This window comes from Cryobacterium sp. GrIS_2_6 (assembly GCF_035984545.1).
In the GTDB taxonomy this organism is placed as follows: domain Bacteria; phylum Actinomycetota; class Actinomycetes; order Actinomycetales; family Microbacteriaceae; genus Cryobacterium.
Map to the genome: position 1 here is coordinate 3,986,416 of NZ_JAXCHP010000001.1, position 13,320 is coordinate 3,999,735.

General features: G+C 67.9%; 11 protein-coding genes. 4 read left to right on the forward strand and 7 right to left on the reverse strand.

Annotated features, from left to right (window positions below; all coding sequences use genetic code 11):
- The first annotated feature begins 22 nt into the window (after positions 1–22).
- Entirely contained in the window at positions 23–787 is a 765-nt protein-coding gene (locus tag RCH22_RS19310) for a hypothetical protein (RefSeq protein ID WP_327015220.1), read from the forward strand.
- A gap of 186 nt (positions 788–973) precedes the next feature.
- Positions 974–2,308 (forward strand): ABC transporter substrate-binding protein, encoded by a 1,335-nt coding sequence (locus RCH22_RS19315; protein WP_327015221.1) that lies wholly within the window; start codon positions 974–976, stop codon positions 2,306–2,308.
- A 275-nt stretch (positions 2,309–2,583) separates the two neighbouring features.
- Here RCH22_RS19315 and RCH22_RS19320 read toward each other — a convergent pair whose 3' ends face one another.
- Genes RCH22_RS19320 through RCH22_RS19335 form a run of 4 tightly spaced genes read right to left on the reverse strand, consistent with a single transcriptional unit; the run spans position 2,584 to position 6,736 of the window.
- The gene (locus tag RCH22_RS19320) at positions 2,584–3,366 is read right to left on the reverse strand and encodes an ABC transporter ATP-binding protein (protein ID WP_327015222.1); all 783 of its coding nucleotides are present in this window, start codon (positions 3,364–3,366) and stop codon (positions 2,584–2,586) included.
- Between the two features lie 2 nt (positions 3,367–3,368).
- Positions 3,369–4,364, reverse strand: coding sequence for an ABC transporter ATP-binding protein (locus RCH22_RS19325; RefSeq protein WP_327015223.1), 996 nt, complete (start codon positions 4,362–4,364; stop codon positions 3,369–3,371).
- The gene (locus tag RCH22_RS19330; RefSeq protein ID WP_134449936.1) at positions 4,354–5,343 is read right to left on the reverse strand and encodes a branched-chain amino acid ABC transporter permease; all 990 of its coding nucleotides are present in this window, start codon (positions 5,341–5,343) and stop codon (positions 4,354–4,356) included. The genes RCH22_RS19325 and RCH22_RS19330 overlap by 11 nt, the downstream gene beginning before the upstream one ends.
- Positions 5,344–5,356: 13 nt before the next feature.
- Entirely contained in the window at positions 5,357–6,736 is a 1,380-nt protein-coding gene (locus tag RCH22_RS19335) for a branched-chain amino acid ABC transporter permease (protein ID WP_327015224.1), read from the reverse strand.
- 264 nt (positions 6,737–7,000) lie between these two features.
- On the opposite strand from RCH22_RS19335, the gene guaB reads away from it, so the two are divergent.
- Positions 7,001–8,503 (forward strand): IMP dehydrogenase, encoded by a 1,503-nt coding sequence (gene guaB / locus RCH22_RS19340; RefSeq protein ID WP_327015225.1) that lies wholly within the window; start codon positions 7,001–7,003, stop codon positions 8,501–8,503.
- Positions 8,504–8,544: 41 nt separating this feature from the next.
- Here the strand turns inward: guaB and RCH22_RS19345 are convergent, their stop codons facing one another.
- From RCH22_RS19345 to RCH22_RS19355, 3 genes are all read right to left on the reverse strand, one after another.
- Positions 8,545–9,264: an aminotransferase class I/II-fold pyridoxal phosphate-dependent enzyme gene (locus RCH22_RS19345; RefSeq protein WP_327015226.1), complete on the reverse strand. Its 720-nt coding sequence runs from the start codon at positions 9,262–9,264 to the stop codon at positions 8,545–8,547.
- Positions 9,265–9,416: 152 nt separating this feature from the next.
- Positions 9,417–11,390 carry a clostripain-related cysteine peptidase gene (locus RCH22_RS19350; protein ID WP_327015227.1) on the reverse strand — a complete coding sequence of 658 codons (1,974 nt, stop codon included), beginning with the start codon at positions 11,388–11,390 and terminating at the stop codon, positions 9,417–9,419.
- 11 nt (positions 11,391–11,401) lie between these two features.
- On the reverse strand, positions 11,402–12,094 hold the full coding sequence (locus tag RCH22_RS19355) for a hypothetical protein (protein WP_327015228.1): 693 nt from the start codon (positions 12,092–12,094) through the stop codon (positions 11,402–11,404).
- A gap of 106 nt (positions 12,095–12,200) precedes the next feature.
- Between RCH22_RS19355 and RCH22_RS19360 the strand changes: the two genes are divergently transcribed.
- Positions 12,201–13,319 (forward strand): GuaB3 family IMP dehydrogenase-related protein, encoded by a 1,119-nt coding sequence (locus tag RCH22_RS19360; RefSeq protein WP_134449942.1) that lies wholly within the window; start codon positions 12,201–12,203, stop codon positions 13,317–13,319.
- The last annotated feature ends 1 nt before the right edge of the window (position 13,320 follow it).

Genomic DNA, 13,320 nt, shown 5'->3' on the forward strand with positions numbered 1-13,320 from the left:
CCCACCTGTGAAAGGACCACGGATGCCCTTTCCAGCTCTGAACGTCACCTCGCGCCCCCGAGGACTCATTTCTGCCGGTCTCGCGCTCACCGTCGTCGCCGCCGCGCTGCTGCTTTCCGGGTGCACCGCGAGTGGAGCCCCGGTCGCCGTGACGAGCACCCCGACCGTCGCCCCGACTCTCGCGGCCACCGGTGACGGCACGCTGCTGATCGGCACGCTGTTCCCGATGACCGGGGAAGCGGGAGCCGCCGTGACCGGCGCCGCTCAGGTCGCCGGCACCGAGCTGGCCGCCCGCGAGATCCTTGAGCAGGCCGTGCCCGGCACGATGCCGATCCAGCTCGTGCATCGGAACTCGACGGGGAATGTTGCGGCCGCGGTTGCCGACCTGGTGGCGCGACACGTTGACCTCGTTCTCTGGGACGCGACGAGTGCGGTGCCCGCTGACGTCACGGCATCCGTCGCAGCAGCGGGCATCGCCCTGCTGCCTCTGAACGACTTCACGAACGGCGGCACTCCGCTCGCAGCGGACGAGGCCTTCGCAGTGCGCCTGCGCACCTCGGACCCCGGGCTCGCCGATACCGCCGGAGGCGGGGAAGCCTTCGACGGGGTGGTGCTCGCGGCCCTCGCCGCGATGGAGGCAGGCGACGACGGCGGGCCCTCGATCGCCCCGGCCCTCGACCGGGTCAGCCGCGGCGAGGCGGTGTGTACATCCTGGGCATCCTGCATCACCGACCTCGGTGAAAAGAAGCAGATCGCATACCAGGGCGTGACCGGGCAACGCTCCTAGTACAGCACCTCGTCCGACGGCGTCCCCCAGAGCAGGTGCCAGTGGTGTCACGAATCGCTAACGATGTTCTCTTTGCGCGGCAAGAAAACATCTTCGAAACAAAGTGATCCTAGGTTGGAGCCTAATAACGCGAGTAGGCCTCACCCGGAGGCGTACTTACGCGTGCAAGATGAAAGGGTACCCAGGATGATTAAATCCAAGCACGCCCTCCGGACCGCCATCGTGGCGGGAGCAGGCGTCATCGCCGTCATGCTCTCCGGTTGTGCATCCGGCGGCGGTTCAACCGCTACCACGACCTCGGCTGCGGCCGCGTCCTCGTACACCGACGCAGCTTGTGCGAGCGGAGCGTCCACGGACAAGTCGCTGGTCGTCGGCTCGATCCTCCCGATCACCGGTAGCCTCGCCTATCTCAACCCGCCGGAACTCGCCGGCGTCGGCCTCGCCGTCTCCGACATCAACGCCGCCGGCGGCGTCGGCGGCAAGGACGCCTGCGTCCTGGCCACCGACTCCGGTGACAGCACCGACCTGACAATTTCGACCGCGTCCGCCCAGAAGCTCATCGCCGCCAAGGTCTCCGTCGCTATCGGCGCCGCGTCCTCGAGCGTTTCGCTCAACGTCGTCGACTCCTTCGCTTCCGCCAAGATCGTCCAGATCTCTCCGGCCAACACGTCGGCCAAGCTCAGCGGCTACGGTCCGTTCTACTTCCGTACCGCACCGCCGGACTCGGTCCAGGGTTCCGCGCTCGGCCAGCTCATTACGGGTGACGGCAATGCAAAGGTCGCCTTCCTCGTCTTCAACGACTCCTACGGAACCGGCCTCCGCGACTTCACGCAGGCCAGCGTCGAAGCCTCCGGCGGAACCATCGTCTACGGCGGCAAGGGCAACGGCCAGGAATTCCCCCCCGGCCAGACTACGTTCTCGTCCGAGGTGACCGCCGCGAAGGCGACCAACCCTGACGCGATCGTCATCCTCGCCTTCGACGAGACCAAGTCGATCATCCCCGAGCTCAAGGCTCAGGGCGTCGACCTCTCCAAGGTCTACCTGTCCGACGGCAACACCGCCGACTACAGCAAGGACTTCGAAGCCGGCACGCTGACCAGCGCACAGGGCACGATCCCTGGCGCATACCCGGCAGATGACTTCAAGGCCAAGCTCGTCTCCTGGTACAAGGACACCCAGAACGCAGCTCTCGGAGACTTCTCCTACGCTCCTGAGGCCTACGACGCGACCACCCTCTCCGCCCTCGCGGCCCTGAAGGCCAAGTCCACCGTCTCCGCCGACATCCAGGCGCAGCTCGCGGCCGTTTCCGGCGCGAGTGGCAAGGGCACCAAGTGCAAGAGCTACGCCGAGTGTGCACCGCTCGTCACCGCCGGAACGGACATCCAGTACGTCGGACAGTCCGGCGTCGGCCCGTTCAACTCGCACAACGAGCCGTCGAGCGCCTTCATCGGCATCTACAAGTTCGACAAGGACAACAAGCCGGTCTGGCAGTCCGCCATCGAAGGACAGACCTCCTACTAGCAGGAGAGTGCTGATCGTCGGCTGAGGCCGCACGAACACAGGGAGCGGGGTCGGGCGAAAGCCCGGCCCCGCTCTTTCGTGCGCCCGCCCCCGTGCCGTGCGCGGCAGCATCCGCTCGCGTGCTAGTGCCGGTCGCGCCCGCGCCGGTTTCGGCAGCCCGCCGTTGCGGTAGCGGGCTGCGCAGACGGGCGCGGTGGCGGATGCCGCCGGGGACGCAAAAAGGCCCGTACCGGCCCCCAGGGGGCTGGCACGGGCCTCTCGGCGGTGCGGACGGGTCAGGCGATGCTGACGGGCTTCTCGTCCTTCTCGGCGTCAACGTCCTTGGCGAGGGTGCCGAGGTAGAGCTCGATGACCTTGGGGTCGTCGGCGAGCTCGCGGCCGGTGCCTGTGTAGGCGTTGCGGCCCTGGTCGAGCACGTAACCGCGGTCGCAGATCTGCAGGCACCGGCGCGCGTTCTGCTCGACCATCACGATCGTCACGCCGGTCTTGTTGATGCGGCGGGTGCGGATGAAGGTCTCGTCCTGACGCACAGGGGACAGGCCGGCGGACGGTTCGTCGAGGAGCAGCACGGACGGGTCCATCATGAGCGCACGCGCCATCGCGACCGACTGGCGTTCACCACCGGAGAGCGAACCGGCGCGCTGGGTGCGGCGGTCGGCGAGGGCGGGGAACAGGTCGAAGATCGCGTCGAGACGCTCGACGAGCAGCTTGGGCCGCAGGTAGAGGCCCATCTGCAGGTTCTCCTCGATCGTGAGGGAGGGGAACACGTTGTTGTTCTGGGGGACGAAGCCGACGCCGGCCTGCACGAGGCGGTTCGCCTTGAAACCGGTGATGTCTTCGCCCTTGAGCGTGACGCTGCCGCTGCGGACGGACACCAGTCCGAACAGTGCCTTGAGCAGCGTGGACTTGCCCGCGCCGTTCGGACCGATGATTCCGATGAGCTCACCGGGGTAGACATCCAGGTTGCAGCCGTTGAGGATATTGACCCCGGGAACATAGCCGGCGACGAGATCCGTCGCCTGCAGGACCGGAGCGGGAGAGCCTGTGGGTACAACCATGACTACGCGTCGCCTTCCGTGCGGTTTTCGAGTTCGACCTCTTTGGCCAGTTCCTCCGCGACTTCGTCCGTGAGGAGCGAGTCATCGCCGAGGTCGGTGTCGTGGTGCGCGCCGAGGTAGGCGTCGATCACGGCCTGGTCGTCCATGACGGTGGCCGACGGGCCCTCCGCAACAACCTTGCCCTCGGCCATCACGACGACCCAGTCGGAGATGTGCCGCACCATGTGCATGTCGTGCTCGACGAACAGGACGGTCATGCCCTCGTCGCGGAGTGACTTGATGTGCCCGAGCAGCGACTGGGTGAGTGCGGGGTTGACCCCGGCCATCGGCTCATCGAGCATGATCATGGTCGGTTCGCTCATGAGTGCCCGCGCCATCTCGAGGAGCTTCTTCTGGCCGCCGGAGAGGCTCCCGGCCATGTCGTTCTTCTTCTCGAGAAGCTTGAAGCGCTGCAGGAGGTCCTCGGCCTGCGCCGTGATCTCCCGTTCGCGCGCCGCCCAGAGCGGCTTGATCACCGCGGCGAAGAGGTTTTCGCCGGGCTGGTCCTTCGCGCCGAGGAGCATGTTCTCGAGCACGGTGAGCCTGCTGAGCGCCTTGGTGAGCTGGAAGGTGCGCACCATGCCGCGCTGGGCGACCTTCGCTGCACCCATGTTGTTGACCGAACGCCCGTTGAACATCGAGCGGGCGGCGTGGTCGGACTTCGGCCCGCCGATGAGGCGCGGGGCGGAGCTCGGCTTGTCGAAGCCCGTGATCAGGTTGAAGAACGTGGTCTTGCCCGCGCCGTTCGGGCCGATCAGGGCCGTGATGATTCCGCGCTGCACCTCGAGGTGCGGCACGTTGACGGCGGTCATGCCGCCGAACTGGCGCACGATGTTGTCGACGACCAGGATCGGGTCGGGCTTGGGGACGCCGGGGAGGGGGGAGACGGCGGCGACGCTCGCGGTGGCGGCGGCAGCAGCAGCTGTCGGGGCGGCGGTGACTCCGAGATCAGTTGACATTGAAGCTCAGCTCCTTCTTGTTACCGAGTACACCCTGGGGTCTGAAGATCACCACGAGCATGAGCACCACACCGATCAGGATCCAGGAGAACTGTTCCGCCTGCTGGCCGTTCATGATGCTGTCCGGCACGAACTGGCCGGCGACGCCCTGCACGAACAGGCGCAGGGCGAAGAAGATGATCGAGCCGAGCACGGGCCCGAACACGGTCGCGGCGCCGCCGAGCAGCAGTGCGGTCCACACGAAGAACGTCATCGAGCGTCCCATGCTGTCCGCTTGAACGGATGCCGGCAGCACGTAGATGATGCCGCCGAGCGCTCCGATGGTGCCGCCGAGGATGAGCGCCTGCATCTTGTAGCTGTAGACGTTCTTGCCGAGGCTGCGGATCGCATCCTCGTCTTCCCGGATGCCGCGGAGCACGCGACCCCAGGGGCTCCGCATCAGCAGGAACACGAAGAGGCAGAGGATCCCGACGATGGACCACGCCACCAGGCGGATCCACCAGCCGTTGGAGCCGGTGTTGTCGTAGGTGAACGGGCCGAGGGTGGTCTGGCCGTCGCCGAGGAAGGAGAGGTCGGTGAACGGGCCGCGGTAGCTCTGACCGGTGAGACCGTTCGAGCCGCCGGTGATGTCGGTGAGGAGCGACGAGCGCCCGATCATCCGCACGATCTCTGCGGCCGAGATCGTGACGATCGCGAGGTAGTCACCGCGCAGCTTCAGCGTCGGAACGCCGAGGATGAGTGCGAATACCGCCGCGGCGACGAGTGCGATCAGCACGGCCGGGAACAGTGGGATCCCCGCGACGATGGAGATGGCGAAGGCGTATGCGCCGACGAGCATGAACCCGGCTTGGCCCATGTTGAGCAGGCCGGTGTAGCCGAAGTGGATGTTGAGTCCGATGGCGGCGATGGCGAGTGCTGCCGTCGATGGTGAGAAGGCGGAGGCGGCAATCGCCGTCAGGGTCGTCAGAAATTCATTCACGGTCTTGTCCTTCCTAACCGATGCGCTCTCGGCGCCCGAAAATGCCTTGTGGCCTGACGAGCAGGACGAGGATGAGAATGAGCAGTGCCGTGGCGTACTTGAAGTCGCCGGGGAGCACGAGGTTCGTGAGCTCGACGACCATGCCGATGATCATCGCGCCGGCGAGGGCGCCGAACGCGGTGCCGAGGCCGCCGAGGGTGACCGCGGCGAACATCAGCAGCAGCAGCTGCAGGCCGGTCTGCCAGTTCACGCCGTTGAGCACGAGGCCGAGCATCACTCCTGCGAGTCCGGCGAGTCCGGCGGAGGCCGTCCAGACCAGGCGGATGATGGCGTCGACGTCGATCCCTGAGGCCGCGGCGAGCGAGGGGTTGTCCGAAACAGCGCGGGTGGCCCGGCCGATCCGGGACCGGAGCAGGAACAGCCCGACGAGGATGATGACCGCAACGGCGATGCCCATCGCCCAGAGCGACTGCACAGAGAGGGTGATCGGGCCGATTTCGACGGTGACCGGGTTGGCCTTGTCGATCCGGACGGTCTTGGCCCCGATGAAGAACTGGAACGCGTACTGCAGCGCGATCGAGAGCCCGATGGTCACGATCATCAGCTGGGTGTTCGGCAGGCCGCGCTTGCGCAGTGGCTTCCAGATCAGCGCGTCCTGGAAGTATCCGGTCGCCGCGCAGACCGCGACGGTGAGGAAGGCGGCGAGGAAGAGGTTGAGACCGAGCTGGTTGGCGAGCACGAATGCCAGCAGGCCGCCGAGGGTCACCTGCTCGCCGTGGGCGAAGTTGCTCAGCCCGGTCGTCCCGTAGATCAGCGAGAGGCCGACGGAGGCGAGGGCGAGCAGCAACCCGAGGCGGATGCCCGACGCGGCCTGCTGGAGGAAGCGCTCCCACGTGACGGAGCCGCTCGTCGCGGAGTCACCCGTCGAAGGGGCAGAGGTCGAGATGCCGGTGCTTTCCCCGCTGACCAGCTTGAAGATGGTGCCGGCGTTGCGACCCAGACCGCCGTTGACGGTTGCCGGGTTGGCGATGCTCGGGTCGAGAGTGTTCCCGCTCGGCAGGCTCGTGGCGTCGAGGGTGACGGTGGATGGACCTGCGACCGTGATGGCCACGCCCCACTTGCCCGCGGCATCCGTCACGAGGTTCTCGGTCGTGTCACCGTTCGTGACCGTGAGCCTCACGCCGACGGCGGGGTCGCCGTTGCCCTGCTTGATCGTGCCCTGGATGCAGCCTGTGGTGGCATCGGCCACACATGCCGTTGTCGGGACGGCCGTCGCCGCGGATGCACTCGTCGCGCCGAGGCCCATCAGGCCCAGACTGGCGACTCCGATGAGCAGGAGACCGGCGAGCATCCGCCGGGACGACAGGAGGCCTGCCGTACGCGTTCGCTGCATGAATGGTGTCAAAACGTAACCTCCGTGAACGGGCGGGGCCTTGGGGTGGTCGAGGGGAAAAAACTCGGGTGAACCGGCCCCTGCCAACTTCTTCGTCGACAGTACGTCCCGATTATGTCGCAAATGTTTCGGAGTGATCCTCGGAATCGTTTCCGTCCTCAAGGAATGCGCGCGCGGAGAAGTCGCTTAACATTGGGGAACCGGTCGTTTCAATGAATTCCCGGACTTTTCTGTTATTTCTCTGCACCAGCAAAAAGGGGTTTCATGGATCAGCCAGATCCGTTCGGTTTTACCGGGCTTACCTACGACGACGTCCTGCTCCTGCCAGGCCACACCGACGTCATTCCCAGTGAAGCAGTGACAATGTCGCGGTTGACCCGAAGAATCAGCGTCGCGACGCCCCTGCTTTCGAGCGCCATGGATACGGTCACCGAAACCAGGATGGCCATCGCCATGGCCCGCGAAGGGGGGCTCGGTGTCCTGCACCGCAACCTGTCGATCGCGGACCAGGCCGAACAGGTCGATCTCGTCAAACGCAGCGAATCCGGGATGATTACCAATCCGGTAACAACTTCGCCGGAGGCCACCGTCGCGGACGTCGACGCCCTCTGCCGGCAGTTCCGGATCAGCGGACTCCCCGTCGTCGATGGAGACGGCGTGCTCGTCGGCATCATCACGAACCGCGATATGCGCTTCGTCACGGCCACCCAGAAGCACACGATGCGGGTGCGCGAGGTGATGACGCGGATGCCGCTCATTACCGGCAAGGTCGGCATGGCGCCGATGGACGCGGTGGCCATCTTCGCCACCCACAAGATCGAGAAGCTTCCCCTCGTCGACGACGCCGGCCGGCTCACCGGCCTGATCACCGTCAAGGACTTCGACAAGAGCGAGGAATACCCGCACGCGACGAAGGACGACGCCGGTCGGCTGCGCGTCGGCGCGGCCATCGGCTTCTTCGGCGACGCGTGGCAGCGCGCGACCGCGCTGCTCGACGCGGGGGTCGACGTGCTCGTCGTCGACACCGCCAACGGCGACAGCGCCGGCGTGCTCGAGATCATCCGCCGCCTCAAGACCGACCCCGCCTTCGCCGCCGTGGACGTCATCGGCGGCAACGTCGCCACCAGGAGCGGCGCCCAGGCGCTCATCGACGCGGGCGCGGACGCGATCAAGGTCGGCGTCGGCCCGGGCTCCATCTGCACGACCCGCATCGTCGCCGGCGTCGGCGTCCCCCAGATCACGGCGGTCTACCAGGCCTCCCTCGCCGCGCGTGAGACCGGGATCCCTGTCATCGCCGACGGCGGACTGCAGTACTCCGGTGACATCGCCAAGGCGCTCGTCGCCGGCGCGGACACCGTCATGCTCGGCTCGCTCCTCGCCGGCTGCGACGAGAGCCCGGGAGAACTCGTCTTCGTCAACGGCAAGCAGTTCAAGACTTACCGCGGCATGGGCTCGCTCGGCGCGCTGCAGACCCGCGGTAGCAAGACCTCATATTCGAAGGACCGCTACTTCCAGTCGGACGTCCCCTCCGACGACAAGCTCATCCCCGAGGGCATCGAGGGGCAGGTTCCGTACCGCGGTCCGGTATCCGCCGTCGCGTACCAGCTCATCGGCGGCCTCCGCCAGTCGATGTTCTACGTCGGCGCGCGCACGATCGACGAGCTCAAGCAGAAGGGCAAGTTCGTGCGGATCACCTCCGCCGGGCTCAAGGAGTCGCACCCGCACGACGTGCAGATCGTGGTCGAGGCCCCGAACTACCGCCGCTGACCGGGTCGCGCAGGCGCGCCCACCCGGGTGCCGCTCGCGGCTCAGGTTAGCGCGGCGATCCGCGAGACTGCCTCGCTGAGCACCTCGGGTGAGCAGCCGAAGTTGAGCCGGGCGAAACCGGCGCCGGGAGTGCCGAAGAGCAACCCGGGCAGCAGCGCGACCTTCGCACGCTCGAGGGCGACCGCCGCCGGATCATCGCCCCAGCCGAGCGAGCGCAGGTCCAGCCAGGCCAGATAGCCCGCGCGCGGCTGCTCGTAGCCGACCCCGCCGAGATGCGCGTCGAGGAGCCCGGCCAGCAGTCCCCGGTTCGCCTCGAGCGCGGCGAGCACGCCGTCGAGCCGCAGGCCGCCGTCGCGGAGCGCGGCTTCGAGGTCGTCGAGGTCGAGCGTCCAGCCGGTCTGGCCGTGCAGGAGCAGAACATCGACGACCCGGCCGCCCGCCGCGGGCACGAGGTCGAAGAACGCCGGGTAGACCGGGGGAGTGATCACGACCTCGTCGCCCGGCTCGAGGATCATCCGCAGCACCTCGACGACGGCCGAGCCCACTTCGTTCGTCACGACGACCTGCCGGGGGTCGACCGGCCAGCCCCAGCGGCGCGCGGCGAAGGCGGCGAACGCCTCGGCGAGCGGCTCAGCGGATGCGGCGTAGCCGGTGTCGCTCCGGCGCACGGCCTCGAACAAGGCGTCCCTGATCGGCTCGGCGAGCGGGTAGTCGAGTTCGGCGACGAAAAGAGGGAGCACGTCGTCGGGAACGCCCGCCACTTCAGGCTCGTGCGTTCGCGCAGCAGGGACAGCGGTTCGGCTTCAGCGTCTATGACAGCAGCGTGCACCTCCTGTGCTGCCGGCGCACCCGTCGCCCACCCGCCGCGCGACACCCCACGACAGTGCGGGCAGCGGATGGCGGGACGCGAGGGTCAGGGGACGGCGGCGGTGCCGTTCACGGTGGCGCTGTTGCCGCCGAAGTCGGTCACGGTCAGGTCGACCTGCAACCGGCTGCCGGAGGGGAGCCTGGCGAAGGCGTAGTGCAGGGCAGGGAGGTCGGCGTGGAGGCCGTAGTCGCTCGTGCCGACCCAGCTCTCGGTACCGTCGCCCTGCACGTTGAGCCGCTCGGGCACGATCATGCCGTCCGGGTCCGCGGTGAGCTCGCCGTAACTGCCGAGCTTGTCGTCATAGGCGAAGTAGGTCTCGTTGAGAATGTCTCCGCTCGCGCCGTCGAGGGTGAGGCTCAGGAGCACGTCCTGGTAGGTCTCTCCCGCGACGTCACCGGGCGAGTAGTACGCCATCGGAACGTCGATCGTGACGGAGCCGGACCCAGCCGTGGCAGTTCCCGTTTCGTTGCCGAGCTGCGCGTATGCGGGCGTCGTGTCGGTGCCGTCGGCCAGGGTGAGCTGGGTGAGGTCGTAACCGCCCTGCACCCGGCCCGACCCGCCTGCGTCCACCGTCGCCGCCCGCTCACCGAGGTAGGTGACCGAGCCGTCTGCCTCAATGAGGCCGTACCGGACGGATGCGCTCGCCGCGTTCCCGAGCCCGGCCGGGTCGAGTGTGGCGCTGATACTCAGGCCGTCCGCGCCGAAGGAGACTTCGGCGTCACCCCCGGTGAACCGGGCCTTCTCGGCGCCGGGGATCGCACCGCCGGCGGCGTAATAGGAGGTCAGGAAGTCGAGCCAGCCACCCGCGGTGCCGAGTGCGCGGTAGTCATCCGCGAAGTACGCTTTCTGGGGCGGGAAGTAGATCGACAGCCCGGTGGCACCCGCGGTGGACTGGCCGTCGACCTTGTCGACCACCGCGGCACTGATCGCCCGCACGAGCGTCTCGGCAGCGTCGGCTTCCGCCGTGTCGCCCTGCCCGATCTCTCCGGCGAGGAGGCCGAGGTCGGTCATGAACGAGTCCTCGGCCGGATCGGGGCTGCGCCCGAAGCCGAGGGTTCTCGCGAGCGTTCGGCCCACCACGGGAGCGAGACCGGCCCCGCGCCCGACCAGGCCGCTGCTGAAGGCCGCGAGCGCGGCATCCACCGCGGGCAGCTTGCCGAGGTCGATCAGGGACAGGGTGATCTCAGCCGCGTCGCCCTCGGTTTCGGCCTGGGAGGAGAACCCCGTGATCAGCGCGGCGCCGAGCTCGTCGACGGTGGCGCCGTCGGCGGCCATCTCGAGGGCCGTGTAGTTCCAGCCGTGACCCGGCTCGAGCTCCTGCGAGGCGAGCAAGCGGTCCGCGCGCGGGGCCAGGGCGCTTGCGACCTCGTAGGTCGCCATCAGGCAGGCGTCGAAGCCGAGCAGGTCGAGCTTCGACACACCGGCCGCGCTCAGGCCGCTGCCGATGGCGTCGTTCAGTTCTGCGAGGCTCAGCGAATCACCGCCGGCCGACTCGTAACCCCCGACGCCCGGCCAGGATGCGCCGTGATCGGAGATGATCACGGCGTAGTGCTCGGCGGGGTACGCGCTGATGCCGCGGGTGATGAAGTCGGAGAGCACGGCGGGGTCGCCGGTGTCCACGGGGCCGAGGTCGTCCATCACCTCTGCGCCGCCGGGCAGGACGTGCAGGAGCTTCCCGCCGGTCCAGTCGGGCTGTCCGAGCACGGGTTCTGCGCTGTAATCCGCCGAACGGTCGACGAGGGCGACGAGATTGAGGCCGTCGTGCGAGCCGACCTCGCCCATCTCGCCGAGGTCGGCCATCATGAACGGCTCGAGGTCGGTGTCGGCGATCGAGTACGTGAGAACGGTCCAGCTGCCGGCGGCCGGGCCGTCGCCGCTGTTCGGCTCGACCGGGCTGCCGGTCGTGCACGCTGCCAGGCTGACAACCAGGGCCAGTGCGGCCAGCGCTGCGACGGTCCTGCGTGCCGCTCGTGCCGCTCCTACCGCTTGTACCGCTCCTACCGCTTGTGCCGTTCGCACAGCGTGCCCCGCTACAGGCCGACGTAGGGGATCATCGCGGTCAGCGCGGCAGCGGTGAGGAAGATCACCACGCCGGTCGACATCAGCACGAGCTGCACCTTGAACTGGCGCACGAGGGCGGCGATGCCGAGCAGGAACAGCGAGATGGACATCAGCACAGTATTGAGGGTGAGCCGGTCACTGAGGCTGTTGTACTCGTCGCCCTGGCCGATCGTCGCGACCGACTTCGCCTGCGTCTCGGAGTAGCCGCCGAAGAGGGTGCTCTGGTATTCCTCATCGTCGAGCGGGCTGTGGTACACGGTGGCGTCGGCGGTGTTCTCGGCTTCGGCCCGGGCGATGGCCGCGGCGAAGTCCGTCGAGACCGCCTGGAAGGTCAGGGTGTCGTACTTGCCCGTCGCGTCGGCGGCGACCGCCGCATCCGTGCTGTCCTTCTCGATGTCGAGCTCGGCGAGGCGGTTCCAGACCTGGGTGTCCTCGAGGAATTGCTGGTTGGCCTCGAGATAGAGCGACTCCGCCTCGGTGGACTGCGTCGAACCCTTGGTGTACGCCCCGGCCATCTGGCTGTCGTAGAGCGCCGCCTGGAAGGAGGCATAGGCCGTTGCGATGGAGACGAGGCCGAGGAGGACCGCGATGACGAGCTCCAGGTTGCTGAACATCAGGTTGAGGCGAGGCCTCGCGGACTCGGTGGGCTTGTCGGACGACATCGGGTACTCCTGGTGCATCGGGCAGGTTTGCGGGTCTCACCTGCGGGATTTGCGCCAGCCTAGCGGTTCACACCCTCCGGTTACGGGCTGCGCCTAAGCTGGGGTTATGGAAATCGAGATCGGCCGCTCCAAGCGCGCTCGCCGCGCGTACGCCTTTGACGACATCGCGGTCGTGCCCAGTCGGCGCACCCGCGATCCCGAAGACGTGAATGTCAGCTGGACGATCGACGCGTACGAATTCGCGATCCCGTTCCTCGCCGCCCCGATGGACTCCGTGGTCTCCCCGACCACGGCGATCATGATGGGCCAGCTCGGCGGCATCGGTGTGCTCGACCTCGAGGGCCTCTGGACCCGCTACGACGACCCGGAACCGCTCCTCGCCGAGATCCGCGAACTTCCGGCCGACCGTGCGACCGCCCGCATGCAGGAGATGTACTCCGAACCGATCAAGCCGGCCCTCGTCACCGAGCGTCTCGCCCAGATCCGCGCCGCCGGGGTCACCGTCGCCGGAGCGCTCTCCCCGCAGCGCACCCAGGAACTCTACGAAACCGTCGTCGCCGCCGGCGTCGACCTCTTCGTCATCCGCGGTACCACGGTGTCCGCCGAGCACGTCTCGCTCAACCAGGAGCCGCTCAACCTCAAGAAGTTCATCTACGAGCTCGACGTACCCGTCATCGTCGGCGGTGCGGCCACATACACGGCGGCCCTGCACCTGATGCGCACCGGCGCGGCCGGCGTGCTCGTCGGCTTCGGCGGCGGCGCGGCGTCGACCACGCGGGCCTCGCTCGGCATCCACGCCCCGATGGCCACGGCCGTCGCCGACGTCGCCGGCGCTCGCCGCGACTACCTCGACGAATCCGGCGGACGCTACGTGCACGTCATCGCCGACGGCGGCCTGAGCACCTCCGGTGACATCGTCAAGGCGCTCGCCTGCGGCGCGGACGCCGTCATGCTCGGCACCACCCTGGCCAGGGCGACGGATGCCCCCGGCGGCGGATTCCACTGGGGCGCCGAGGTGCACCACCCGCAGCTGCCCCGCGGCAAGCGAGTCGAGGTCGGCACCGTCGCCCCGCTCGAGACCATCCTGTACGGCCCGACGCCGATCGCCGACGGCACCGCCAACCTCGTCGGCGCCCTGCGCCGGTCGATGGCGACCACCGGTTATTCGACCCTCAAGGAATTCCAGCGCGTCGAGGTGGTTGTCGCGCCGTACCGAACGAACTAGC

Bases quoted from the DNA above. Each gene is read 5' to 3' on its own strand.
- RCH22_RS19310 (WP_327015220.1), top strand. From the start codon at position 23: ATGCCCTTTCCAGCTCTGAACGTCACCTCGCGCCCCCGAGGACTCATT.
- RCH22_RS19325 (WP_327015223.1), bottom strand. From the start codon at position 4,364: ATGTCAACTGATCTCGGAGTCACCGCCGCCCCGACAGCTGCTGCTGCC.
- RCH22_RS19360 (WP_134449942.1), top strand. From the start codon at position 12,201: ATGGAAATCGAGATCGGCCGCTCCAAGCGCGCTCGCCGCGCGTACGCC.
- RCH22_RS19355 (WP_327015228.1), bottom strand. From the start codon at position 12,094: ATGTCGTCCGACAAGCCCACCGAGTCCGCGAGGCCTCGCCTCAACCTG.
- guaB (WP_327015225.1), top strand. From the start codon at position 7,001: ATGGATCAGCCAGATCCGTTCGGTTTTACCGGGCTTACCTACGACGAC.
- RCH22_RS19335 (WP_327015224.1), bottom strand. From the start codon at position 6,736: ATGCAGCGAACGCGTACGGCAGGCCTCCTGTCGTCCCGGCGGATGCTC.
- RCH22_RS19320 (WP_327015222.1), bottom strand. From the start codon at position 3,366: ATGGTTGTACCCACAGGCTCTCCCGCTCCGGTCCTGCAGGCGACGGAT.
- RCH22_RS19315 (WP_327015221.1), top strand. From the start codon at position 974: ATGATTAAATCCAAGCACGCCCTCCGGACCGCCATCGTGGCGGGAGCA.